We start from the raw sequence: 24,831 nt of genomic DNA, 5'->3' as shown, positions 1-24,831 counted from the left end.
TTGTGCAGCGGACCGGCGTTATTGTTCATGGCGGCTGGCAGCATGTGGGCATTGGAACTGGAGAATTCCCATGAAAATCGTGATCGCCCCCGACTCGTTCAAGGACAGCCTCAGTGCTCAAGGCGTAGCCGATGCCATTGCCTTGGGATTGGCGCAGGTCTGGCCTGATGCCCAACTGATCAAATGCCCGATGGCCGACGGCGGGGAAGGGACTGTCGAGTCGATACTGGCCGCGTGCGAAGGCGAACTGCGTCGCACTCTGGTACGCGGGCCGCTGGGGGCCATGGTGGATGCCGCCTGGGGCTGGTTGCCGCAGAGCCACACCGCAATCATCGAAATGGCCGAGGCCAGCGGTTTGCAGTTGGTCCCGGTGGCGCAGCGCGACGCGTGCATCAGCAGCACCTTCGGCACCGGGCAATTGATCCGTGCCGCACTGGATGCCGGTGCACAACGGGTGATCCTGGCGATTGGCGGCAGCGCGACCAACGACGGCGGCGCCGGTGCCATGCAGGCCTTGGGCGTGAAATTGCTGGACGCTCAAGGTCAGACGCTGTCACCGGGCGGCCTCGCCCTTGCGCAATTGGCCCGCGTGGACCTGAGCGATATCGATCCGCGTCTGGCGCAGGTACGCTTCGACATCGCCGCTGACGTCAATAACCCCCTGTGCGGCCCCCACGGCGCCTCGGCGATTTTCGGCCCGCAAAAAGGCGCCTCGCCCGTGCAAGTCGAACAACTGGACCGGGCGCTGGGACACTTTGCCGACCATTGCGCGGTCGCTTTGAGCAATGACGTTCGCGACGAACCGGGGAGTGGCGCGGCGGGTGGCCTGGGGTTTGCCGCCAAGGCGTTCTTGGGCGCGCAGTTCAAGGCCGGGGTCGAGGTGGTCGGCGAACTGGTGGGCCTGGCCGAGGCGGTTGCAGGCGCCGATCTGGTGATCACCGGCGAAGGGCGTTTCGATGCGCAAACCTTGCGCGGCAAGACGCCATTCGGTGTGGCGCGTGTCGCCAGGCAGCACGCCGTGCCGGTCATCGTCATCGCCGGTACGCTGGGCGAGGGGTATCAGGCGCTTTATGAGCACGGCATCGACGCTGCGTTTGCCCTGGCAAGCGGGCCGATGACCCTGGAACAGGCCTGCGCCGAAGCGCCGCGCTTGCTGCGTGAGCGGGCGACCGACATCGCGCGTGTCTGGCGGATGGCCGTCCGCTGCGACTGAGGGTTTTTCTGTGGCGAGGGGGCTTGCCCCCGTTGGGCTGCGCAGCGGCCCCATTCAATGGCGGCTGCTGCGCAGTCGAACGGGAGCAAGCCCCCTCGCCACAAAAGCGCCGATGGCAATTTTGAAGCTGGATTTGAACGCCATGCTGGCGCGATTCGTGATTTGAGATAGGGTTGTGGCTTGGAGCACCCGCGCGACTGGAGAACGACATGCGCTACTCAGCCTTGACCCAACGAATCGCCGGTGACGGAGCGGCGGCCTGGCAGATTCACGATCGAGCGCTGCATTTGCGCGAACAGGGCGTCGACGTCCTGCTGCTGTCCATTGGCGACCCCGACTTCGATACGCCGCAACCCATTGTCCAGGCCGCCATCGCCAGCCTGTTGGCCGGTGATACGCACTACCCTGAAGTGCGCGGCAGTCGTGGGCTGCGCGACAGCATTGCCCGCCGGCATCGGCAACGCAGCGGCCAGGTGGTGGATGGCGAACACGTGATCGTCTTTCCGGGGGCGCAGTGCGCGGTGTATTCGGTGGCGCAGTGCCTGCTCGACCCGGGCGATGAAGTGATTGTCGCCGAGCCGATGTACGTGACCTATGAAGGCGTGATCGGCGCGTGTGCGGCCACCGTGGTCCCGGTGCCGGTGCGCCCGCAGAACGGGTTTCGCGTCGACCCGCTGGATGTCGCGGCGCGGATCACGCCCAGGACACGCGCCATACTGCTCAACAGTCCGAACAATCCATCCGGCGCCAGTTTGCCACTGGCCATCTGGCAAGAGCTGGCGGCGCTGTGCATTCGTCACGATTTGTGGCTGATCAGCGATGAGGTCTACAGTGATCTGCTGTTCGAAGGCCAGCACATCAGTCCGGCGAGTCTGCCGGGCATGGCCGAGCGCACCGCGACGATCAACAGCCTGTCCAAGTCCCACGCCATGAGCGGTTGGCGGGTGGGCTGGGTGATCGGGCCCAAACCCATGGCGGGTCACCTGGTCAATTTGTCGCTGAGCATGCTGTTCGGCATTCCGGATTTCGTGCAGAACGCTGCGCAGTTGGCACTGGACCGGGACCTGCCGGAAGTGGCCTCGATGCGTGAAGAGTATCGCCAGCGCCGCGACCTGGTGTGTGCAAGCCTTGGGCAATGCCCGGGACTCAAGCCGATACGCCCGGACGGCGGAATGTTCGTGATGGTCGATGTGCGCCAGACCGGGTTGTCGGCCCAGCGCTTCGCCGAGCGACTGCTGGAAGGTTATGGCGTGTCGGTGCTGGCCGGTGAAGCTTTCGGGCCGAGTGCGGCGGGGCATATCCGCATCGGGCTGGTGGTGGATCAGATGAAGCTGGCTGATGCCTGCCGGCGCATTGCTTTGTGTGCGACAGATTTGCTGGAGGTACGGCGGGCCTGAAGGATTGTGTTGCCTGTGCTGCCCTCTTCGCGAGCAAGCCCGCTCCCACCCTGATGTGGGAGCGGCGGTGCGACGATTCGACTTGCTCGCGAAGGCTGCCTGACAGGCGCCGACTACCTCAGCCCTTCCACGCTCGAGCATTCACCAGATTGGCCGGCCGCTCACCGGCCAGTGCCGCCAACAGGTTGTCCACCGCGCACCTGGCCATGGCCTCCCGTGTTTCATGGGTGGCCGAGCCGATGTGGGGTGTCGCCACCACGTTGTTCAACTGCAGCAATGGCGAGTCCTGATTCAAGGGTTCGCGGTCGAATACATCCAGCCCCGCCGCGCGAATCCGGCCCGTGCGCAAGGCTTCGATCAGCGCCGCTTCGTTCACCACTTTGCCCCGCGAAATATTGATGAAGATGGTCTCGGGACGCATCTGGGCGAACTGCTCTGCGCCGATCAGCCCTTGGGTTTCAGCGGTCAGCGGTAACGTCAGGCAAACGAAATCGGCCTGTTGCAACAGTTCCGGCAGGCTTCGATAGTGCGCATTGAACCGCTGTTCCACCGCCGGTTTCGGTGACTGGCTGTGGTAGATCACCGGCATGCCAAACCCGCAGTGTCCGCGCTGCGCGAGGGCCTCGCCAATACGACCCATGCCGATGATGCCCAGGGTTTTGCCGTGCACGTCGCTGCCGAAATGCGCAGGGCCGATGTTGCGGTTCCATTGGCCGGCGCGAACCAGATTCGCCAGTTCCACCACCCGCCGGGCTGTCGCCAGGATCAGCGCAAAACCCGTGTCGGCGGTGGTTTCGGTGAGCACATCCGGCGTGTTGCTCAGCAGGATTCGCCGTTCGGTGAGGTAGTCGATGTCGTAGTTGTCGACGCCCACCGAGACGCTGGCAATGGCTTGAAGGTCGGGCGCCAGGTCGAGCAGTTCGGCGTCCAGCTTCAGGCTGGCCCCGAGCAAACCGTGAGCGCGGGGCAGGGCATCGCGCAGTTTGGCCAGGCCCTCGGCATCAAGGTTTTCGATCAGCGTCACTTCGGCCTGCTCGTGCAGGCAAGCCATCAATAACGGCGAGAGTTTCTTGTACAGGACGACCTGCTTTTTCATCTTCGAGACCTCGATTTCAATTCAGGAATGTGCCGTGGCGGCGCGCGTTACCGTGGCCGAGGGCCGCTCCCGGTCGCTGGCGCCGGGCTTGAGGAAAATCGTCAGTACCACCGAAAACATCAACGCGCCGCTCATCAACAGGTACGACGCACCCGGCGAGCCGGTGGAGCTGTTCAGGTAACCGACCAGATAAGAACCGCCAAACGAGCCGAGGGCACCCATGCTGTTGATCAGCGCCATGGCGCCGCCCGCGACGTTGGCCGGGAGGATTTCCGGGATGATCGCGAAGAAGGGGCCGTAAGGCGCGTACATGCAGGCGCCGGCAATCACCAGCAGGGTGTAGGACCACCAGAAGTGTTCGGCACCCAAGGCGTAGGAGCCATAGAAGGCAATCGAGGCAATCAGCAGTGGCGGCCAGACGAAACGTTTACGTTTTTGCAGCTTGTCCGAACCCCAGGACACCAGCAGCATGCCGATCACCGCCGCCAGGTACGGCAGCGCCGAGAGCCAGCCGGCCTGGACCATGTCCATCTGCGCGCCGGCCTTGAGGATCGACGGCAGCCACAGGACGAAACCGTACACGCCAATGCTCCAGCAGAAAAACTGCAGGGCCAGGATGATCACTTTGGGTGACCGGAACGCTTCGGCGTAGTTCTTCACGGCCTTGATGCCGACCTGTTCGGCGGCTAGGGCGCTTTCCAGATCCTGCTTTTCCTGATCGTTGAGCCACTTGGCCTGTGACGGACGATCATCGGCCAGGCGCCACCAGATGAATGCCCACAACACTGCCGGCAATCCCTCGACGATGAACATCCAGCGCCAGCTGTAGTGCTGCACCAGGTAGCCCGAGACCACTGACATCCAGAGCATGGTCACCGGGTTGCCAAGGATCAGGAAGGTGTTGGCCCGCGAGCGTTCGGCGCGGGTGAACCAGTGGCACAGGTAGATCAGCATCGCCGGCATCACGGCCGCTTCGACCACGCCGAGCATGAAGCGAATGACGATCAGCCAGTAGGCATTGGAGACAATCCCGGTCAAGGTCGCCAGGCTGCCCCAGAGAATCAGGCTGACGAAAATCAGCTTCTTCACGCTGTGTTTCTGCGCGTAGATCGCGCCGGGCACCTGGAAGAAAAAGTAGCCGAGGAAGAACAGCGCGCCGAGCATCGACGACAGGCCTGGTGTGATCATCAAGTCCGCCGCCATGCCGGACGCGGCGGCGAACCCATAGTTGGCGCGATCCAGATACGCCAGGCTGTAGGTGATGAAGACGATGGGCATGATGTACCACCAGCGGCGGGTGGCGAGCGTTGCGGTTTTCATGAGTGGTGCTCCTGAGCTTGTTGTTTTTGTCGCAGCAGGTAACGGTTGGATCTTCAGTGCCTGTACTGGCCTCATCGCGAGCAAGCTCGCTCCCACATTGGATCTACGTTCGACATAAATCCCCTGTGGGAGCGAGCTTGCTCGCGATGGCGGCCTCGAATTCGCTGAGCATTTCGGATCGGGTCGGCAACCCCTCCATATCCCCCCGGCTCTGCACTGCCCGACTGCCAATCCAGTTGGCGCGTTTCACGGCCTCGGCAAAGCTCTGGTTTTCCAGCAGCGCGCTGATCATGCCGACGGCAAAACCATCGCCGGCGCCCACCGTATCGACCACCGTGGCCACCGGCACGCCAGCGACGAAACCTTGATCAATATGGGTGCGGTAGTAAGCACCGTGGGGTCCAAGCTTGATCGCCACGGCTTCGGCGCCCTGGTCGAGGTAAAACGCTGCGATGTCGGCCGGGTCTTCGAAACCGCTCAGCAAACGACCTTCGCTCAAGCCCGGCAGCACCCAATGGGCGAGGGCGGCGAGGCGGTTGATCTCGGTGATCATTTTTCGTTCGCTGGCCCACAGGCTCGGGCGCAGGTTCGGGTCGAAGGACACGCTGCGCCCGGCCTCGCGCATGCGGGTCATCAACTCGAACGACATCTGCCGCGCCGACTCCGACAGCGCCGGGGGAATGCCGGTGGCGTGCAGGTGCCGGGCCTTGAGCAACTCGGGCACGATCGAGTGCGGCGACAGGTGACTGGCCGCCGAACCACGGCGGAAGTACTCGACCACCGGGTCACTGCCATCGTCGGTGCGGGACTTGAGTTGAAAACCGGTCGGGTGGGCGGCGTCGATGTCGACGTGGCGGCAATCCAGGCCTTCTTTTTCCAGGGTGTCGACCACGAATCGGCCCAACGAATCGGCACCGACACGGCTCAGCCACGCCACGTTGAAGCCAAGCCGGGACAAACCGATCGCCACATTGCTGTCAGCCCCGGCAATGCGTTTGTGGAAAGCGCCAACGCTGGCCAGGTCGCCAGCCTGCTCGGCGACGAACATTGCCATGGTCTCGCCGAAGGACAGAATATCGATCTCAGACATGAGCACTCTCCCGTTGCGACTGGCCGAGGCGGGCGAGGGCCGCTACGTGTTCGCGGGTCAGTTGCACCAGGTCATCGCCTTGCAGCGGATATTCCGCGGCCCGCATGACACCTTGGGCCATGTGCTGCAGCAGCTGTTCCCACTGTTGCAAGTCGCTGGCGGTCGGCGGGATTGCGACCAGCTTGTCGTCAGCGCGACGCGTTACCGCTTTGCAGTGCACATAGCCGACGTGGCGTCCGAGGAGGCGCGCGGCGCTGGCGGCGGACTGGTCCTGCCAGTGCCAATTGCCGATATCGAAGGTCATCTTGATCGGCAAGTGGTGTTGCTCGACCTCAGTGAAAAAGCGCTGGAAGGGTTCGATGCGCCCGCCGTGCAGGGTCTGGTCGTTTTCCACCAGCAACTGTACGGGGCTGGCATCCAGCAGCCGGGCGAGGGCGTGCAGGTCGCAGTTGTCGGTGAAATAGCCCAGCGACACTTTCAGCCATTTGGCGCCAAACGCCTGGGCGCGTTGCAGAGCGGCGATCAATTCTGGATTGGGCCTGGATTGTCCGGCCAGCCAGAGTTCCATTGGCGACGAATACACGCTTTCCAGGCCTTCTGCCTGAGTGGCATTGGCCAGTTGAGCGGGGTCCTCAACGGTCAGCAATTCCTCGCGCCACTCGATGCGCGTGGCGCCGGCGGCGGCCAGTACTTCGATAAAACTGCCTTGGCCGCGCTGGCGCACCAGGTCGGCGCCGTAGCTGGAGAGGCTGATGGAAACGGCGGGTTTGTTCATTGTTGTTTTACCTCTGAAACCGGTTTCATTTTTGTTCAAAAAAAGGGTGATCTTTAGGGCCCCATCGCGGGCAAGCCCGCTCCCACAGGATCTCTGGGGTACACAAAATTTGTGAACGACACAAATCACTGTGGGAGCGGGCTTGCCCGCGAAGAGGCCCGAACATTCACCGAGAATTTCCAAGGGTCGACCCCCTGACAATCAACCGCGCCGAAAAATCCAGTGTCCGCACCGCCCCGTCATCCCCCCGCAGCCGCTTGAGCAAACACTCAAACGCACTGGCGCCAATCTCGGTGGTCGGCTGGGCCAGCGCAGTTATCCCGCTACCCACCAACGGATACCAATCCAGGTCATCGAGGGCGATCAAGCCCACATCCTCGAACAGGTTGCACTTGAGTTCACGCAACGCATGGGTGCAGGCCAGCGCCGCAATGCCGTTCGCGCAAAACAGCGCTTTCAGGCCGGGGCCGGGCGTGTCGAGGAAGGATTTCAGCTGTGCGGTCAGTTCGCTGCCGGTTTCGATGAGGCTGCCATGGAGGGCCGGGTGCAGGGCAATTTGCGCCTTGAAACTGGCGACCCGTTCGATCCGCGAACTGGTGCCATCGAACGGTTCGGTCACCATCAACACGTCGCGGTAACCGCGCTCTTCAAGATGGACGATGGCCATCTCGACGGCGGCCGGGTTGTTTAGCCCGACCATGTCGCTTTCCAGGTCCTCGACCTTGCGGTCCACCAGCACCAGGGGCATTTCCCGGTGCAGTTCGTGCAATTCGTCACGGTGATGACCGAGGGTGTTCACGATCAGGCCTTCGATGTTGTAAGAGCGCAGCAGGGCCAGGTGCTGGCGCTCTTGCTCGTCGTCGCGGTCGGTGTTGCACACCACCAGGCTATAGCCGTGCTGACGGCAGGCGGTTTCCACACCGTGCATCACGGCAATTGAATAAGGGTTGCGGATATCGGCCACCAGCATGCCGATCAGGCGGGTGCGTCCGCGCTTGAGGCCGCGGGCCATCTGGTTCGGACGATAGCCCAGTTCCGCAATCGCCTGCTCGATGCGTTGGGCGATGGCATCGGAGAGCAGGGCGCGGTCTTCGCCGATGAACCGCGAAACACTGGCCTTGGAGACCTTGGCGTGTTCGGCCACGTCGAGCATGGTCACGCGGCTGCGCTGGGCGGCGGAGAAATCATTCACGGTCTGAAACCTTCTTATTGGATTTATAAGGCCGAGCGCTTCGTGAGATAGCGCTGAAACCGGTTTCAGAAGACACCAAAAGGCAATTCGCCGTCAAGCCCCGGATTGTCGATTGTCGAACAAACACCGACGGGTGGCGCTCAGACCAATACGCTCAGCCACGCCGAACTCAGCAGCAACAGGCCCATGCAGCGATTGAAACGCTGCATGGCCCGGGGTGAGCGCAACCAGCGACTCGACCCGGAACCGAGCAGCGCCCAGACACCCAGGCAGGGCAAGGAAATCAGGAAAAACACCAAGGACAGGTTGATCACGTGGACGAACCGATCTTCGCCCGCTCCAGCGAAGACACTGACCACCGCCACCGCCATCATCCAGGTTTTCGGGTTGATCCATTGCAGTCCGGCGGCGCCCACCCAGCCCAGTCGATCCTCGGCTTTCATGCTGATGGCTTCAGCCGGGGCGCAGAAAATCTGCCAGGCCAGATAACTCAGCCACGCTACCCCGACCCATTGCATGACGTTTTGCACCGCAGGCCAGGCCGTCAGTGAAGAGCCAACGCCCGTGCCCACCAGCAACACCAGCATCGCGGCACTGGCGCAGGCGCCGAAGATAATCGGCAGGGCGGCGCCCAAACCGTAACGGGCACTATTGCTGAGCACCAGAATGTTGGTCGGTCCGGGTGTGATCGAGGCCACAAAGGCAAAGAGCAAGAAGGGCAGTAACGTCGGGAAAGAAGAGAGCATTGCGGGCGAACTCCGGTAAAGATCAGTGAAACCGATCTTCACAATCCCCGGCGTTACTTGTCTGGAAGATTTGAGCAGCGCTTGCGGTACAGCGCCGGTGTCAGGCCGTAGGCGCGCACGAACCAGCGGCCCAGATGGCTCTGGTCGGCAAAGCCCAGCTCCATGGCCACCGTCGCCGGTTGTTCGCCACGGGCCAGCATTCGCCGTGCGGTTGCCAGGCGCAATTGCACCAAATACGCGTGGGGCGCCATGCCGTAGGCGGCCTTGAACGCACGGGTCAGGCGGAAGCGGTCGACGCCTGTGACGGTTGCCAGTTGATCGAGGCCGATGTCGTATTGCGCGTTGGCATGCAGGTAGTCCCGGGCCTTCTGTGCCACACGCGGCAGGCGCGGGTCCTGGCCATCGCGGGCGCGCCAATGCAAGTGGCTGGTCAGGCGCTCGAGCAACACGTCGAGGGCGGTCTGGCGGACGATCTTCAGCTCACCGCGATGGAGGGTTTCAAACGCCAGGCTGGTGGCCTGGGCCAGGCGCGCATCGCAGGCCAGGGTGGCGGCGAAACTCAGTTGGCTGTTGTCGGGGGCATGATCGAACACAGCGCCGAGTTCGCGCTGCAACCACTGCGGATCGAGGTACAGCATGCGGTAGGTAAAACCGTCGGCGGTCGGTGCGTCACCGTCATGGATGTCACCGGGCTCGAGCAAAAACACCTTGCCCGGCGTGCTCTGGTGCCTGGCCCGTCGGCAGTTGAATTGCTGCACCCCTTGCTCGGTGACGCCCACCAGAAAACTGTCATGCCAGTGCGGGTCGTAGGCGTGACCTTCGAAATGCGCGCGCAGGGTCTCGATGCCGGTGTCGGCGTCCTGGGACAGGTCGATCCAGTTGTGAGCGTTCATGTTGCACCTGCGGGACGGATTGCCGAGCTATTTAACGCCTGCTGGAAGTGCGATGACTAGAACGTTTGTGCAGGCATCAGTTGAACAGGCCCGCCGCAATATTGATCGAGAACCCAAGGATGGCGGTGTTGAACAGAAAACCGATCAACGACTGCGCCAGCACGATCTTGCGCAAATCGCGGGTCGCCACGCCGACATCCGAGGTCTGCACCGCTACGCCGACGGTGAACGAGAAGTACAGGAAGTCCCAGTAATTGGGCGTCGTCAGGCCCTCGGCAAAGCGCAGCGCCGGCTCTTTGCCTTCCCAGGTGTAAAACAGGCGCGCGTAGTGCACGCTGAAAATCACCCCGATCAGCAGCCAGGAACCGATCACCGTCAGCGCGGTGAAGCCGTAGTGCAGGAGTCTGCGCGTGGTTTCCAGGTCTTTGCTGCCGGCCAGTTCGAAGGTGATGGTCGCCAGGCTGGCCAGGGCGGCGATGCACACCACCAACAGCACCAGCCCGGCGTTTTCGTCTTCGATTTCGGCGATGCGTTTTACGTCGGTCGCTTTTGAACGCACGGTGAGCCAGAGCATCAATAGCAGGTAGATCCACACGCCGGCATTCCAGCCGAAGAGGATCTTGCTGATCAGAGAATCGGCCGGAACCAGAATGCCCACCACGATGCCCAGCAGGACGGCGGCGGACAGGCGAGGGTGGGTGCGGGTGAGGAAAGACATGGAGGCTCGATGGGGTTGGGGCTTTGCAATCACCTTAGCCCAGGGTGGTCAGTTCTGACTATATTCCTGAAACCAATGAGATCCCTGTGGGAGCGGGCTTGCCCGCGATGGCGGACCGTCTGGCAACATTGATGTTTGATGTGACGGCCTCATCGCGGGCAAGCCCGCTCCCACAGGTTTTTGTGGTGTTGGTCAGTGTTGTTTATGGCGTTTGCGCACCAGCTTCATCACCACCACAAAAAACACCGGCACGAACACCACGGCCAGCGTCGCCGTGATCATCCCGCCGATCACCCCGGTGCCGATGGCCTGCTGGCTTGCCGAGCTGGCGCCTGTGGCAATCGCCAGGGGCACCACGCCGAGGATGAACGCCAGCGAAGTCATGACAATCGGCCGCAACCGCAGGCGTGCCGCTTGCAGGGTGGCGTCGACCAGGTCGTGGCCTTCGTCGTACAGGCTCTTGGCGAACTCGATGATCAGGATCGCGTTCTTCGCCGACAGGCCGATGATGGTGATCAGCCCGACCTTGAAGAACACATCGTTGGGCATGCCGCGCAAGGTCACGGCCAGCACCGCGCCGAGCACGCCCAGCGGCACCACCAGCAGCACCGAGGTCGGGATCGACCAGCTCTCGTACAACGCCGCCAGGCACAGGAACACGATCAACAGCGACAGCCCGAGCAGGATCGGCGCCTGGCTGCCGGACAAGCGTTCCTGCAACGACAACCCGGTCCATTCCTGGCCCAGGCCCGCCGGACCTTGCGCGACCAACCGCTCGATCTCGGCCATGGCTTCGCCTGTGCTGTGGCCCGGTGTCGGTTCACCGGAAATGCTGATCGCCGGGTAGCCGTTGTAGCGGGTCAACTGCGCCGGGCCCTGGGTCCATCTGGCCTGCACGAAGGCCGACAAGGGCACCATTTTTCCGTGGGTGTTGCGCACGTGGATCTTCAGCAGGTCTTCCACCTGGCTGCGCTGGTCACCCTCGGCCTGCACCACGACGCGCTGCATCCGCCCCTGATTGGGGAAGTCGTTGATGTACGCCGAGCCCACGGCCGTGGACAACACGTTGCCGACATCGGCAAAGGACACCCCCAGCGCGTTGGCCTGCTTGCGGTCGACCACCAGTTGCACCTGAGGCGCCTCGGCCAGGGCGCTTTCGCGCACGTTCATCAGGATCGGGCTTTTTTCGGCGGCCGCGAGCAAGTCGGTGCGCGCTTGCATCAGCTTCTCATGGCCGAGACCACCACGATCCTGCAGGCGGAACTCGAAGCCGCTGGACGTACCCAGGCCATCCACGGGCGGCGGCAGCACGGCAAAGGTTACCGCGTCCTTGATCTGGCTGAGGGCGACGTTGGCCCGGTCGGCAATCGAAGCCGCCGAATCTTCGCTGTCGCGCTCCGACCAGTCTTTAAGTGTGCTGAACGCCAGCGCCGCATTCTGCCCGCTGCCGGAGAAGCTGAACCCGAGAATCACCACGCTGTCGCGAATGCCCGGCTCGCCGGCGTTGTGCGCTTCCACCTGCTCGGCCACCTGAACCGTGCGGTTCTTGCTCGCGCCCGGTGGCAACTGGATGTCGGTGATGGTGTAACCCTGGTCTTCCACCGGCAGGAACGAGGAGGGCAGGCGACTGAAGGCCAGGCCCAGACCGATCAGCAGCACGCCGTAGATCAGCAGGTAGCGTCCGGTGCGTTTCAACGCGTAGGCGACCCAGCCTTGATAGCGCTCGGTGAGTTGCTCGAAGCGGCGGTTGAACCAGCCGAAGAATCCGCTCTTTTCGTGGTGCTCGCCTTTGGCAATCGGCTTGAGCAGTGTCGCGCACAGGGCCGGGGTCAGGGTCAGGGCGAGGAAGGCCGAGAACAGGATCGAGGTGGCCATCGACAGCGAGAATTGCTGGTAAATCACCCCGACCGAACCCTGCATGAAGGCCATCGGAATGAACACCGCGACCAGCACCAGGGTGATGCCGATGATGGCCCCGGTGATCTGCTGCATGGCCTTGCGCGTGGCCTCCTTGGGCGACAGGCCCTCGGTGGCCATGATGCGCTCGACGTTCTCCACCACCACGATCGCGTCGTCCACCAGAATGCCGATGGCCAGCACCATGCCGAACATGGTCAGCACGTTGATCGAAAACCCCAGCGCCAGCATCGTCGCAAAGGTGCCCATCAGCGCCACCGGCACCACCAGTGTCGGAATCAGCGTGTAGCGGATGTTCTGCAGGAACAGGAACATCACCGCGAACACCAGCAGCATGGCTTCGCCCAGGGTGTAGACCACCTTGGTGATCGAGACCTTGACGAAGGGGGAGGTGTCGTACGGGATCGAGTACTCGACGTTCGCCGGGAAGTAGCGCTTGAGTTCATCCATCTTCGCCCGCACCAGGGTCGCGGTGTTCAGGGCGTTGGCGCCCGGCGACAACTGCACGGCGACGGCGGTGGACGGCTTGCCGTTCAGGCGCGTGGAAAACTGGTATTCCTGGCTGCCGATCTCGACCCGCGCGACATCGCTGATGCGCACGGTCGAACCGTCCGGGTTGGCCTTGAGGACGATGTCGGCAAACTCTTCGGGGGTCGACAACTGACCCTTGACCAGAATGGTCGCGGTGATTTCCTGGGTGGTGCGGGTCGGCAGATCGCCGATGCTGCCGGCCGACACCTGGGCGTTTTGCGCGACGATGGCGGCGTTGACGTCCGCTGGTGTCAGGTTGAAGGCGAGCAGTTTCTGCGGGTCGATCCAGATCCGCATCGCCCGCTCGGCGCCATACAGCTGCGCCTTGCCGACGCCGTCCAGGCGCTTGATCTCGTTCATCACGTTGCGCGCCAGGTAATCGCTGAGCGCTACGTCGTCGAGCTTGCCGTCGCTGGACGTCAGGGTGATCAACAGCAGGAAACCGGAGGAGACTTTCTCCACCTGCAAACCTTGCTGGATGACCGCTTGCGGCAGGCGCGACTCCACGGCCTTGAGGCGGTTCTGCACATCCACCTGGGCCAGTTCCGGGTTGGTGCCCGGCTGGAAAGTGGCCTTGATGGTCGCGCTGCCGAGGCTGCTCTGGGATTCGAAATACAACAGATGATCGGCGCCGTTGAGTTCTTCCTCGATCAGGCTGACCACGCTTTCGTCCACGGTTTGCGCCGAAGCGCCCGGGTACACGGCATAGATTTCGATCTGCGGCGGCGCGACGTCGGGGTACTGCGCCACCGGCAACTGCGGAATGGCCAAGGCACCGGCCAGCAGAATGAACAGGGCAACCACCCAGGCGAACACCGGACGGTCGATAAAGAACTGCGGCATAAAAAAGCGTCCTGCTTACTGACCAGTCGCCTGGGCAAGTGGGAGAGGGGTGTCGTCGATCTGCACTTTCTCGCCGGGGCGGGCGTGCTGCAGGCCCTCGATGACGATGCGGTCGCCGGCTTTCAGGCCGCCGGTGACGATCCAGCGATCGTTCTGCACGGCGCCCAGCTCGACCGGTTGCTGGCCGACGCGCTGTTCGGCGTCGAGCAGCAGCACCTGGGCGATGCCGGCGCTGTCGCGCTGGATGGCCCGTTGCGGCACGCTGATGCCCTGGCGGTTGACCGCTTGTTCCAGGCGCACTCGCACGAAACTGCCGGGCAGCAGGTCGAGGTCGGGGTTGGGGAACTCGCTGCGCAGGATGATCTGGCCGGTGCCCGGGTCGACGGTGATGTCGCTGAACAGCATTTTGCCCGGCAGCGGGTAGAGGCTGCCGTCATCCTGAATCAGCGTAGCCTTGGCCTGGTCCTGGCCGACCTGCTGCAACTGGCCGGAACGGAAGGCACGGCGCAGTTCGTTGAGTTCACGGGTGGACTGGGTCAGGTCGGCATGAATCGGATTGAGTTGCTGGATCAGCGCCAGCGGCGTGGTTTCGTTCTGCCCGACCAGCGCGCCTTCGGTGACCAGCGCACGACCGATGCGCCCGGAAATCGGCGCGGTGACGGTGGCATAGCCGAGGTTGAGTTTCGCCCGCTCCACCGTAGCCTTGCTGGCCGCGACATCGGCGGCGGTCTGCCGTGCGTTGGCCCGGGCGTTGTCGTAGTCCTGGCCGCTGATGGCCTTGTCGTCAATCAACTGGGCATAGCGCTGTTCCTGTAACCGGGCCTGGAACGCGTTGGCCTCGGCCTTGCGCAGCGCTGCTTCGGCGCTGTCCAGGTCGGCCTTGAACGGCGCCGGGTCGATGCGGAACAGGACATCGCCCTGTTTCACGTCACTGCCTTCACGGAAGGTCCGCTGCAGGACCACGCCGGCCACGCGGGCACGCACTTCGGCCATGCGCGGTGCGGCAATCCGTCCGCTCAGTTCGCTGCTGATGGTCAGTGGTTGTGCTTCGATGGTCTCGATGCGAACCGTGGCCAGCGGCGCCTGTTCCTCGGCGTTCGAGGCCTTGTCGCACGCGGCCAGTGTCAACGCCAGAGCAATCAGACTGAGCCTGGCAAGCAGATTCTTCGACATGTAATACCCCAATAAAGACTCCCAGCATCCTACTGGGCGCAGGCGAGGGTAGCGGTGAAGCTTTGTTGGTGCTGTGTGAAATTGTGTAAGGGTTTTACTCAGAGACGAGTGAGGGCGTATATCCTTCAGTCCTTGAATTTTATTGCGTCTGTCAGGTCGCCTTCGCGGGCAAGCCCGCTCCCACAGTGGTCGGTGGTGTTCATAGCCTTTGTGTTCACCTCAAATCCCTGTGGGAGCGGGCTTGCCCGCGAAGAGGCCGGAACAGGTGCCACGGCTCTTTCTGGAAACACCCCATGCCCAACATCCTCCTGGTCGAAGACGACACCGCCCTCGCCGAACTGATTGCCAGTTACCTGGAACGCAACGGTTATTCCGTCAGCGTGATCGGTCGCGGTGATCATGTGCGCGAACGAGCGCGGCTCAATCCGCCGGACCTGGTGATCCTCGACCTGATGCTGCCCGGTCTCGACGGCTTGCAAGTCTGTCGCCTGCTGCGCGCCGATTCGGCGACCTTGCCGATCCTGATGCTGACCGCCCGCGACGACAGCCACGACCAGGTACTGGGCCTGGAAATGGGGGCCGACGACTACGTCACCAAACCCTGCGAACCACGGGTGCTGCTGGCGCGGGTGCGAACCTTGTTACGCCGCAGCAGCCTCAGCGAGCCACAGACCGCCAACGACCGCATTCTGATGGGCAACCTGTGCATCGACCTGTCCGAACGCACTGTGACCTGGCGCGAGCAATTGGTGGACTTGTCCAGCGGTGAGTACAACCTGCTGGTGGTGCTGGCCCGGCATGCCGGGGAGGTGCTGAGCCGCGACCAGATCCTGCAACGCCTGCGCGGCATCGAATTCAACGGCACCGACCGTTCGGTGGACGTGGCGATCTCCAAGTTGCGGCGCAAGTTCGACGACCACGCCGGCGAGGCGCGCAAGATCAAGACCGTGTGGGGCAAGGGCTACCTGTTCAGCCGTTCCGAGTGGGAATGCTGAGCCGATGTTCAGAATCCTCTTTCGTTTGTACCTGGTGACCATCGTCTCGTTCAGCGCCGCGATTTATCTGGTGCCGGATCTGGTGGTCAAGGTGTTCCAGGAGCGCTTTGTCACCTACAACCTCGATTACTCCCGTGGCTTGCAAACGCTGATCGTCAAACAGTTTCACGCGGCGCCGGCCGAACAGTGGCCGGCCCTGGCCGCCGAAATGGACAAGGACTTCAATCCGCTGCACATCGTGCTCAGCGGTAACGACGACAGCAGCCTGACGCCTGAAGAGCAGCAGCGCTTGCAGCGGGGCGAGAACGTTGTACGCGTGGGTGACTGGGGCTGGCGTACGCTGGCGGTCGCGCCGCTGAACGAGCGCACCGTGGTGCAAATGGTGGTGCCGCCGGATCCGCTGGACGTCAACCTGTTGTACTGGAGCATCAACGTGCTGATCGGCGCGACCATGCTCGCGTGCCTGTTGCTGTGGCTGCGTCCGCACTGGCGTGACCTTGAGCGCCTCAAGGGCGCGGCCGAACGCTTTGGCAAGGGCCACCTGGGCGAGCGCACGCAAATCTCCCCGAGTTCCAACATCGGCAGCCTGGCCAGTGTGTTCGACACCATGGCCGGCGACATCGAGAACCTGCTCAACCAGCAGCGTGACTTGCTCAATGCGGTGTCCCACGAGTTGCGCACGCCGCTGACGCGCCTGGATTTCGGCCTGGCGCTGGCCCTCTCCGACGACTTGCCGGCAGCCAGCCGCGAGCGCCTGCAAAGCCTGGTGGCGCACATTCGGGAGCTCGATGAGCTTGTGCTTGAGTTGCTGTCCTACAGCCGCCTGCAAAACCCGGCGCGGCTACCGGAGCAGGTCGAAGTGTCGCTGGATGAGTTCATCGACAGCATCCTTGGCAGCGTCGACGAGGAACTGGAGTCCCCGGAGATCGTCATTGATGTGCTGCTGCACGGTCAGCTCGAACGCTTCAGTCTCGACCCGCGCCTGACCGCCCGCGCCCTGCAAAACCTGCTGCGCAACGCCATGCGCTACTGCGAAAAGCGTATCCAGATCGGTGTGCAGGTCTATGCCGGCGGCTGTGAAATCTGGGTCGACGATGACGGCATCGGTATTCCGGATGACGAGCGCGAGCGGATTTTCGAACCCTTCTACCGTCTCGACCGCAGTCGAGACCGCGCCACGGGTGGTTTTGGACTGGGATTGGCGATCAGCCGGCGCGCCCTGGAAGCCCAGGGCGGCACGCTGACGGTGCAAGCCTCGCCGTTGGGCGGGGCGCGGTTTCGCTTGTGGTTGCCGACTTCGGCCTGACGCGCGCCCGGGATAACGCGGCTCAGGCGCTCAGCCGACTGCGCAATACCTTGGCCATCTCCTCCAGATCCGTCATCGGCTGGTGCCCGATCAACATCCAGGCGTGCTCCATGTCCGACCAATACACGATGTTCAACTCGCGCCGCTGTTCCTGGGCGAAATGGCGACTGCCGCTGTTGGAGCGGGTCACGCACAGCGCCATGGGGCCGTGCGCCGGATCGAGGTAGGTGATCTGGGCAATGGGGGCGCCGTCGTACTCGAGGATTTGCGCCCGCTTGAACTCGGCACGGGGCAGGCTCAGTTTTGCCGGCACGAGGTCCAGGCCCAGGCGTGCATCGATGGTCTGCAGTTGGGCTCGCTGGGAGGCTTCATCAGCGGGCAGGTGATCCAGGGTTTCCGGCACGTAGAGCGCCATGTAATCGGCCACCAGACCGCGCCAGCTGTGAGTCTGCTGGCTCGCTTGCCAGCCGAGGAACAAACGGTCCGCCAGCACGCCGCCGGCCAGCAGCCCGGCCGCGGCGGCCAGGAACCAGCGTCGGTTGAGCCCCGGGCGGGCCGGTGAGGGCAGTGTGGCGAGCATGGCTTGCAGGCGATCTACCGGCGCCTGCCGGGCCAGTTCATCGTAGGCGTCCTTGAACGGCAGGCTGCTGCGATCCAGCCATTGCAGGCGCAGGCTCAGCATCGGGTCGGCGCTGATGGCCGCGTCGATGCGCGAGCGCTGCTCGGCATCGAGCTGGTTGTCGAGATAAGCCACCAGTTGTTCGTCCGAGGGTTTCGCGTTCATCAATGTTCTCCTCGGTAAGGGTGGGACACCGTGTGCAACGGTGGATATTCGGCCAGTTTCGCCCGGGCGGCGGCCAGGCGACTCATGACCGTGCCGATGGGCACTTGCAGCACGTCGGCGACTTCGCGGTAGGACAATCCTTCGACGTAGGCGAGAAATACCGTTTCACGCTGGGCCTCGGGCAATGCATCGACGCGGCGGATGACCTGTGCCGCCAACACGTGGGTCTGGGCCACCGACTCTCCATCGAACGACAAGGCCTGGTCGGCATCCACCTGGCCCTGGCCTTGCCGCACCCGCTGGGCACGCACTTCGTTGAGCCAGATCGAGTGCAGGATGCTCAGCAGCCAGCGGTCCATGCGCGTCCCCGACTCGTATTGCCCGGCCCGCTCCAGCGCGCGCACGCAGGTGGCCTGCACCAGGTCATCGGCGATATGCCGTTGCCGGGACAACAGCAGGCCGTAGCGCCATAAACGCGCCAGATGCTGGTTCAGTTCCGTTCGTATTGCCTGATCGCTGGCGATGGCGACCTCCGTCCGCTCGGGTTGTCAGGTTTTCGATGATCCGTTGATGGCTTCGGCCAGGTCCTGGTACTCCTCGCACTGGGTATTGCCGCAGATGGATTTGATCTGCTGCAGTTGCTCCTGTGCAAGGTCCAGCCGGCCCTTGACCACATAGGCCTCGCCCAGGTATTCGCGGACTTGCGCGTATTGCGGGTCGAGTTTTACCGATTGCAGGTAATAACCGATGCCTTCGTCGGTGCGTCCCAGTTTACGCGTGGCGTAGCCGCGATAGTTCAGCGCTTTTGCGGTATTTGGCTGTTTCAGCGTGTCGAGCAGGGCCAGGGCCTCTTCATAACGTCCGTCCTTGGCCAATTGATAGGCATAGTTGGTGCGGTCTTCGTCAGGCACCAGGTTGCTGGTCTGCTTGACGCACCGCTGCGATCTTGTATCGAGTACCTGTCCTTTCGGGCAGTTGGGTCTGGAGGGCGGCTCGTCACCGCCGCCGTTGGCCAGGGCGAGGGAACCGGACAACGCAACGGTCAGCAAAAACGGGGTCATCAGGACTGCAAAACGAATATTCATGGGCTTTGCTCCAGAGCTTCATGGGTTCAGATCAGGACGCGTCCCGCCAGACGCAGTGCAAGGTTGATGTGATGAGAACACCGCAGCATGAACAATTATTCATTATGTTCTGGCGGCCGATTGCCAACGGGCATGGTTTTGTGTGCGCTGAAGATCCCTGTGGGAGCGGGCTTGCTCGCGAAGGCGGAGTGTCAGGCAGCATCAATGTTGATTGACCCACCGCTTTCGCGAGCAAGCCCGCTCCCACAGGGGATTTTCGTTCAACCCAGCAGGCGAATCGGAGCCCCTGCCGCCCAGGCCTGGATGTCCTCGATCATTTGCGAGAAAAACAGCCGGTAGTTCTGTTGGCTCACGTACCCGACATGGGGCGTGGCCAATACATTGTCCAGGGTTCGGAACGGATGATGAGCGGGCAGCGGCTCCTGCTCGAAGACGTCCAGTGCCGCACCGGCCAGTCGTTGCTTCTGCAACGCCTTGATCAGCGCCGCCTCATCGACAATCGGTCCGCGGGCGGTGTTGACCAGCAGTGCCGTGGGTTTCATCCAGCCCAGGGCTTGTGTGTCCACCAGGCCCCGACTGCGGTCGCTGAGCACCAGGTGCACCGACAGCACGTCGGCCTGTTCGAACAGTTCCTGCTTGCTGACACGGGTCACACCGGCTTGCGCCGCACGTTCGGCGGTGAGGTTTTCGCTCCAGGCGATGACCCGCATGCCGAACACCTGGCCGAATTGCGCGACGCGCTGGCCGATGCTGCCAAGGCCGAGGATCGCCAGCGTCTTGCCGTGCAGGTCGCCGCCCAGGCCTTGTTGCCACTGGCCGGCACGCAAGGCATTGGCTTCGACCACCAGGTTGCGGGTGGCGGCCATGATCAGCGCCCAGGTCAGCTCCGGCGCGGCGTGTTTGTAGCTGTCGGTGCCGCTGACCTGGATGCCCAGCGCGGCGGCGGCTTTCAGGTCCAGGGCGGCGTTGCGCATGCCGCCGGTCACCAGCAGTTTGAGCCTGGGCAGGCGGCGCAGCAGGTCTTCGTCGAAGCGCGTGCGCTCGCGCATGACGCAGATCACCTCGAACCCGGCCAGGCGCTCGGCCAGCGTCGGGTTGTCGGCGGGGTAGTCATGGAGAAAACTCACCTGGCCGACGCTGTCCAGCGCCGACCAGTCCACCACATCCCGCGCCACATCCTGCCAATCATCAAGCACTGCAATCTGCACAGGCATCAGCCTTACCTCTTCAACGCACGGGGTTGGTCTTGTTCAGCCAGGCGAGCAGGGCCTGGTGGAATTGTGCCGGTTCTTCCATCTGTGGCGCGTGGCCCATGCCCGGGAATTCGACCAGGGTGGACCGGGGAATCAACTTCGCCACTTGTTTGCCGAGGACGTCGTAGTGCCCGATCTTCGCCTTGACCTCGGGCGGAGCGATGTCACTGCCGATGGCGGTGGTATCGGAGGTCCCGATCAACAGCAGGGTCGGCATCTTCAGGTCCTGGAATTCGTAGTACACCGGTTGAGTGAAGATCATGTCGTAGATCAGCGCCGAGTTCCACGCGACTTGCGTATGCCCGGGGCCTTTGTTCAGGCCGGCGAGCATGTCGACCCAGCGCTCGAATTCCGGTTTCCAGCGGCCGCCGTAGTAGGTGCTGCGTTCGTAGTTGCGGATACCGTCGGCGCTGAGCTTGAGTTCCCGTTCATACCATTGGTCTACCGTGCGATAGGGCACGCCGAGGGCTTTCCAGTCTTCCAGGCCGATGGGGTTGACCAGTGCCAGTTGCTCGACCTGTTCGGGGTATTGCAAGGCATAGCGAGTGGCGAGCATGCCGCCGGTGGAGTGCCCCAGCAGGGTCGCTTTCTGAATGCCCAATGCCTTGAGCAGTTGCTGGGTGTTCGTCGCCAGTTGCTGGAATGTGTACTGATAGTGCGCCGGTTTGCTGGAGCTGCAGAAGCCGATCTGGTCCGGGGCGATGACCCGATAGCCGGCGTCGCTGAGGGCTTTGATCGAGCTGTCCCAGGTGGCGCCGCAGAAATTCTTGCCGTGCATCAGCACCACGCTGCGGCCATTGGCCTTGCCGTGGGCGGCGACGTCCATGTAACCCATTTGCAGGGACTGGCCCTGGGATTCAAAGGCGAAGTGCTTGAGTGTGTAGGGATATTCGAATCCCTGGAGTTCGGGGCCGTATTCCGGTGCTTCGGCGTGGGCGATGGCGGGCAGGGCGGCGGTCAACAACAGGCTGGGCAACCAGCGGGGGAAGGGACGCGACATGGGGAAGCTCCAAAGAAAATCCGCCGATGCTGGATCGGCTCGATTAGGGCGGCATTAAACACAGGCAATCGCCGCCCTCGATGGTTCAACCCATCCAGCCCAATGTCACCACGGCCAACACGCCGTAACGGGCGCCTTTGGCCAGGGTGACGATCAGCAGGAAGCGCCCCAATGGCTCGCGCATGACCCCGGCGACCAGTGTCAGCGGATCGCCGATCACCGGTAGCCAACTGAGCAGCAATGACCAATGGCCGTAGCGCTGGTAGTGCAGCCGGGCTTTTTCCAGGTGCCGGGGGCTTACCGGAAACCAGCGCCGGTCGTGGAACCGCTCGATACCGCGGCCCAGCCACCAGTTGAGCAGCGACCCCAGAACGTTGCCGAACGTCGCCACCGCCAGCAGTGCCCAGAGCCAGTAGCGGTCGCTGAGCAGCAGCCCCACCAGCACGGCTTCGGATTGCAACGGCAGCAGCGTGGCGGCACCGAATGCCGCGAAAAACAGCCCGAGGTACGCGCCGGGCATCAATGGGCGGGGTAGTCCGCGACCACCAGGTCAGTGCCGTCCTTTTTCAGGCCGATGACCTGATAGGCATCGCTCATGCCGTCCATTTCCATGCCGGGCGAACCCATGGGCATGCCGGGGGCCGCGACGCCCAGCAGATCGTCGCGCTTGCTCAAGGCCAGGACCTGGTCGGCCGGGACGTGACCTTCGACGAACTTGCCATTGATCAACGCGGTGTGGCACGACGCCAGGCGTGGCGGCACGCCGTGCTGTTGCTTGAACTCGCTCATGTTGGCTTCGACGTGGTCTTCGACCTTGAAACCATTGGCTTCAAGATGGCTGATCCATTTTTTGCAGCAACCACAATTGGCATCGCGATGAACCTCGATCGGAATGAGGTCGGCGGCCTGGGCCAGAGAGGAGATGAACAGGGCGCTCAGGGCGATCAGACGCAGAGGGTTTCGCATGGGATTCGTCTCGGCTAACGGGCAAAAAAGCGCATTCTGACCCTTTTTTCCGGTCAGGCATTCAAGGAGTGTTTCGAAGTACTACAAAGATCGGCTGTTCGATGATGGTAGATCAGTGCTGTCAGGCAGATGAGGGGGACATTACAAAAACGTCAGGTTGAAATGCCGTAGGCGCATGTTTACGTGATCCCCGGGGTCAAAAAAGGTTCTTCACGTAATCCCGGGGGACACCGATACCTGTAGGAGCCGGCTTGCTGGCGATGGCGGCCTCATGGCTGGCGTATTTTGTTGGTGGTGTACATATTCATTTCTGCGGTAACGGCCGCCTATGGTTCCGCTTTTACAGCGGGTTACTTGGAAAAACGGAACGCCGCCCGGCCTGTAGGAGCGAGCTTGCTCGCGATGGAGGTCAAGGATGATGCGGGGAGCCTGACACCCCGCGGTGCTCTCAGGTTTTTCGCGAGCAGGCTCGCTCCTACAGATATTTCGTTATCTCAGCGGTCGAGCAGTTTCATGACTTCTTCCGGATAACGCAGGCCAGCGGTGGCGTTCGCCGCAAAGACCGACTCCAGCGCCTGCAGTTCATCAGCGTTCAGCCTCACCTGTAGAGCGGCCACGTTTTCCTCCAGGTATTTGCGTTGCTTGGTGCCCGGAATCGGAATCAGGTAGTCACCCTGGGCAAGCACCCACGCCAGCGCCAGTTGGCCCGCCGTCACGCCTTTCTCGGCCGCGAGCGCCTGGACTTGCTGCACCAGCAGCAGGTTCCTGGCGAAATTCTCGCCCTGGAAGCGTGGGCTGAAACGGCGATAATCGTCTGCCGCGAAATCATCCGGGCTTTTCAGTGCGCCGGTCAGAAACCCTCGGCCCAGCGGGCTGTAAGGCACAAAGGCGACGCCCAGGCGCCGGCAGGCCGCCAGGCAACCGTTTTCTTCCTGATCACGACTCCACAACGAGTACTCACTCTGCAGCGCACTGATCGGATGAACCTTGTGTGCCCGCTCCAGGGTCGCCACCGAGGCTTCGCTCAATCCCAGGTAGCGGACTTTGCCGGCACTGACCAGTTCGGCCATGGCACCGACGGTTTCTTCGATGGCCACCTGCGGGTCGATACGGTGCTGGTAATACAGGTCGAGGGTGTCCACGCCCAAGCGTTTCAAGCTGCCGTCGATGGACTGGCGAATGTATTCCGGCCGACCGTTGACGCCCCGGGCACCGGGGTTCGCCGGGTCGCGGACGATTCCGAACTTGCTGGCCAGGAACACCTGGTCGCGCTTGCCGGCAATGGCCTTGCCGATCAGCTCTTCATTGCTGTGCGGGCCATACATATCGGCGGTATCGAGCAAGTTGACACCCAGTTCCAGCGCGCGATGCAGGGTCGCCGTGGCTTCGCGGGTATCCGTGCCGGTGGTGTAGAAGTCGGTCATGCCCATGCAGCCAAGGCCGATGGCCGACACCTGAGGACCGTTTTTTCCCAATTGACGTGTGTGCATGAAATCAGCTCCCTGTGAAGTGAGTGGCCATTGTTCGCCTCGACAGAAACAAGATAAACCGGCTAAAACGGCTATCACTATTCGTAAAATCCAAACAATCTGTCGGTGGAACCAGCAATGGACCGTTTCAACGCCATGCGCGTCTTTACCCGAATCGTCGAGCTGGGTGGCTTTGCCAAGGCCGCCGACAGCCTGCAACTGCCCCGGGCCTCGGTGACCATCCTGATCAAGCAGCTGGAGGCCCATCTGGGGGTGCAGTTGCTGCAACGCACCACGCGGCAGATCAGCCTGACGCTCGACGGTGCGGCCTATTACCCGCGTTGCGTTCGCTTGCTGGCGGATCTCGAAGAGACCGAAGCGGTGTTCAGTGCCGCACGCCACAATCCCAAGGGGCTGTTGCGCGTGGACATGCCGGCGGGCGTGGGGCGTCTGGTGGTGATTCCGGCGCTGCCGCAGTTCACAGCCCGCTATCCGCTGATCGAGCTGGAAATCGGCTTGAATGACCGGCCGGTCGACCTGATTCGCGAAGGGGTGGATTGTGTGTTGCGCGGCGGCTCGACGCTGGACGATTCGTTGGTGGCGCGGCCGCTGGTGATGATGGATCAGGTGACCTGTGCCAGCCCCGACTACTTGCAGCGGCACGGAACGCCCCATACCCTGGATGACCTGTGCGGGCATCAGATGGTCGAGTACTTCTCCAGCAGCAACGGAAAGCGCTATGGGCTGGAGTTTGTCGTGGATGGCCAGATACAGCTGGTCGATCTGCCCAAGCAGGTGGCGGTCAACAGTGCCGATGGTTATCTGGCGGCGTGCGAGGCCGGATACGGGCTGGTGCAGACGCCGTACTATCACGTGGCGCGGCAACTGCAGGAAGGGCGCTTGTGTGAAGTGCTGCGGGAAGTGCCGCCACCGGGCATGCCGATGACGGCGCTTTATCCGCCGCACCGCCAGTTGTCCCGGCGGGTGCGTGTGTTTGTCGACTGGCTGGTGGAACTCTGTGCCCAGCCCGGCAATGACTTTTACAGGAAGGATTCAGGGCGTTGATCAG

Annotated in this window: 23 protein-coding genes; 5 read left to right on the top strand and 18 right to left on the bottom strand. The window is 62.8% G+C overall.

Annotated elements, in window-relative coordinates; translation table 11 throughout:
* The first annotated feature begins 70 nt into the window (after positions 1 to 70).
* On the top strand, positions 71 to 1,213 hold the full coding sequence (locus KW841_RS17525; protein WP_218478619.1) for a glycerate kinase: 1,143 nt from the start codon (positions 71 to 73) through the stop codon (positions 1,211 to 1,213).
* Positions 1,214 to 1,422: 209 nt separating this feature from the next.
* On the top strand, positions 1,423 to 2,610 hold the full coding sequence (locus tag KW841_RS17520; RefSeq protein ID WP_116580466.1) for a pyridoxal phosphate-dependent aminotransferase: 1,188 nt from the start codon (positions 1,423 to 1,425) through the stop codon (positions 2,608 to 2,610).
* Positions 2,611 to 2,728: 118 nt separating this feature from the next.
* On the opposite strand, the gene KW841_RS17515 is transcribed toward KW841_RS17520, so the two are convergent.
* From KW841_RS17515 to KW841_RS17470, 10 genes are all read right to left on the bottom strand, one after another.
* Positions 2,729 to 3,706, bottom strand: a complete 978-nt coding sequence (locus KW841_RS17515; RefSeq protein WP_218478616.1) for a D-glycerate dehydrogenase — start codon at positions 3,704 to 3,706, stop codon at positions 2,729 to 2,731.
* A gap of 21 nt (positions 3,707 to 3,727) precedes the next feature.
* Entirely contained in the window at positions 3,728 to 5,026 is a 1,299-nt protein-coding gene (locus KW841_RS17510) for an MFS transporter (RefSeq protein WP_102675164.1), read from the bottom strand.
* Positions 5,027 to 5,129: 103 nt separating this feature from the next.
* On the bottom strand, positions 5,130 to 6,116 hold the full coding sequence (locus KW841_RS17505) for a sugar kinase (RefSeq protein ID WP_218478614.1): 987 nt from the start codon (positions 6,114 to 6,116) through the stop codon (positions 5,130 to 5,132).
* Entirely contained in the window at positions 6,109 to 6,891 is a 783-nt protein-coding gene (locus KW841_RS17500; RefSeq protein WP_218478612.1) for a sugar phosphate isomerase/epimerase, read from the bottom strand. The genes KW841_RS17505 and KW841_RS17500 overlap by 8 nt, the downstream gene beginning before the upstream one ends.
* Before the next feature lie 166 nt (positions 6,892 to 7,057).
* A complete protein-coding gene (locus KW841_RS17495) occupies positions 7,058 to 8,083 on the bottom strand; it encodes a LacI family DNA-binding transcriptional regulator (protein ID WP_371319516.1) in 1,026 nt (341 codons plus the stop codon).
* 140 nt (positions 8,084 to 8,223) lie between these two features.
* Entirely contained in the window at positions 8,224 to 8,829 is a 606-nt protein-coding gene (locus KW841_RS17490; RefSeq protein WP_218478611.1) for a LysE family translocator, read from the bottom strand.
* A 53-nt stretch (positions 8,830 to 8,882) separates the two neighbouring features.
* Positions 8,883 to 9,722: an AraC family transcriptional regulator gene (locus KW841_RS17485; RefSeq protein WP_218478610.1), complete on the bottom strand. Its 840-nt coding sequence runs from the start codon at positions 9,720 to 9,722 to the stop codon at positions 8,883 to 8,885.
* Positions 9,723 to 9,798: 76 nt separating this feature from the next.
* The gene (locus KW841_RS17480) at positions 9,799 to 10,440 is read right to left on the bottom strand and encodes a DUF1345 domain-containing protein (RefSeq protein WP_116580459.1); all 642 of its coding nucleotides are present in this window, start codon (positions 10,438 to 10,440) and stop codon (positions 9,799 to 9,801) included.
* Positions 10,441 to 10,632: 192 nt separating this feature from the next.
* Positions 10,633 to 13,731 (bottom strand): efflux RND transporter permease subunit, encoded by a 3,099-nt coding sequence (locus tag KW841_RS17475; RefSeq protein WP_218478609.1) that lies wholly within the window; start codon positions 13,729 to 13,731, stop codon positions 10,633 to 10,635.
* A gap of 15 nt (positions 13,732 to 13,746) precedes the next feature.
* Positions 13,747 to 14,904, bottom strand: a complete 1,158-nt coding sequence (locus KW841_RS17470; protein ID WP_218478608.1) for an efflux RND transporter periplasmic adaptor subunit — start codon at positions 14,902 to 14,904, stop codon at positions 13,747 to 13,749.
* A gap of 293 nt (positions 14,905 to 15,197) precedes the next feature.
* Between KW841_RS17470 and KW841_RS17465 the strand changes: the two genes are divergently transcribed.
* Both KW841_RS17465 and KW841_RS17460 read left to right on the top strand, forming a co-directional pair.
* Positions 15,198 to 15,899, top strand: a complete 702-nt coding sequence (locus tag KW841_RS17465; RefSeq protein ID WP_007970971.1) for a response regulator transcription factor — start codon at positions 15,198 to 15,200, stop codon at positions 15,897 to 15,899.
* A gap of 4 nt (positions 15,900 to 15,903) precedes the next feature.
* Positions 15,904 to 17,205 carry an ATP-binding protein gene (locus tag KW841_RS17460; RefSeq protein ID WP_218478607.1) on the top strand — a complete coding sequence of 434 codons (1,302 nt, stop codon included), beginning with the start codon at positions 15,904 to 15,906 and terminating at the stop codon, positions 17,203 to 17,205.
* A 22-nt stretch (positions 17,206 to 17,227) separates the two neighbouring features.
* Here the strand turns inward: KW841_RS17460 and KW841_RS17455 are convergent, their stop codons facing one another.
* From KW841_RS17455 to KW841_RS17420, 8 genes are all read right to left on the bottom strand, one after another.
* Positions 17,228 to 17,989 (bottom strand): anti-sigma factor, encoded by a 762-nt coding sequence (locus KW841_RS17455; protein ID WP_218478606.1) that lies wholly within the window; start codon positions 17,987 to 17,989, stop codon positions 17,228 to 17,230.
* The gene (locus KW841_RS17450) at positions 17,989 to 18,471 is read right to left on the bottom strand and encodes an RNA polymerase sigma factor (RefSeq protein ID WP_371319521.1); all 483 of its coding nucleotides are present in this window, start codon (positions 18,469 to 18,471) and stop codon (positions 17,989 to 17,991) included. The genes KW841_RS17455 and KW841_RS17450 overlap by 1 nt, the downstream gene beginning before the upstream one ends.
* 66 nt (positions 18,472 to 18,537) lie before the next feature.
* Positions 18,538 to 19,074: a tetratricopeptide repeat protein gene (locus KW841_RS17445; protein ID WP_218478605.1), complete on the bottom strand. Its 537-nt coding sequence runs from the start codon at positions 19,072 to 19,074 to the stop codon at positions 18,538 to 18,540.
* A 260-nt stretch (positions 19,075 to 19,334) separates the two neighbouring features.
* The gene (locus KW841_RS17440) at positions 19,335 to 20,288 is read right to left on the bottom strand and encodes a D-2-hydroxyacid dehydrogenase family protein (RefSeq protein ID WP_218478604.1); all 954 of its coding nucleotides are present in this window, start codon (positions 20,286 to 20,288) and stop codon (positions 19,335 to 19,337) included.
* Positions 20,289 to 20,301: 13 nt separating this feature from the next.
* Entirely contained in the window at positions 20,302 to 21,327 is a 1,026-nt protein-coding gene (locus KW841_RS17435) for an alpha/beta fold hydrolase (protein WP_218478603.1), read from the bottom strand.
* 85 nt (positions 21,328 to 21,412) lie between these two features.
* Positions 21,413 to 21,847: a YqaA family protein gene (locus KW841_RS17430; RefSeq protein ID WP_218478602.1), complete on the bottom strand. Its 435-nt coding sequence runs from the start codon at positions 21,845 to 21,847 to the stop codon at positions 21,413 to 21,415.
* Positions 21,847 to 22,293, bottom strand: coding sequence for a DUF411 domain-containing protein (locus KW841_RS17425; RefSeq protein WP_007970985.1), 447 nt, complete (start codon positions 22,291 to 22,293; stop codon positions 21,847 to 21,849). Before KW841_RS17425 ends, KW841_RS17430 begins: the two co-directional genes overlap by 1 nt.
* A gap of 494 nt (positions 22,294 to 22,787) precedes the next feature.
* Positions 22,788 to 23,783 carry an aldo/keto reductase gene (locus KW841_RS17420; protein ID WP_218478601.1) on the bottom strand — a complete coding sequence of 332 codons (996 nt, stop codon included), beginning with the start codon at positions 23,781 to 23,783 and terminating at the stop codon, positions 22,788 to 22,790.
* A gap of 117 nt (positions 23,784 to 23,900) precedes the next feature.
* Here KW841_RS17420 and KW841_RS17415 point away from each other — a divergent pair, with 117 nt between their 5' ends.
* On the top strand, positions 23,901 to 24,827 hold the full coding sequence (locus tag KW841_RS17415) for a LysR family transcriptional regulator (RefSeq protein ID WP_218478600.1): 927 nt from the start codon (positions 23,901 to 23,903) through the stop codon (positions 24,825 to 24,827).
* Positions 24,828 to 24,831 lie beyond the last annotated feature (4 nt).

This window comes from Pseudomonas sp. PDM28, from assembly GCF_019219115.1.
In the GTDB taxonomy this organism is placed as follows: domain Bacteria; phylum Pseudomonadota; class Gammaproteobacteria; order Pseudomonadales; family Pseudomonadaceae; genus Aquipseudomonas; species Aquipseudomonas laurylsulfatiphila.
This window is presented reverse-complemented; position numbering and strand designations above follow the sequence as displayed.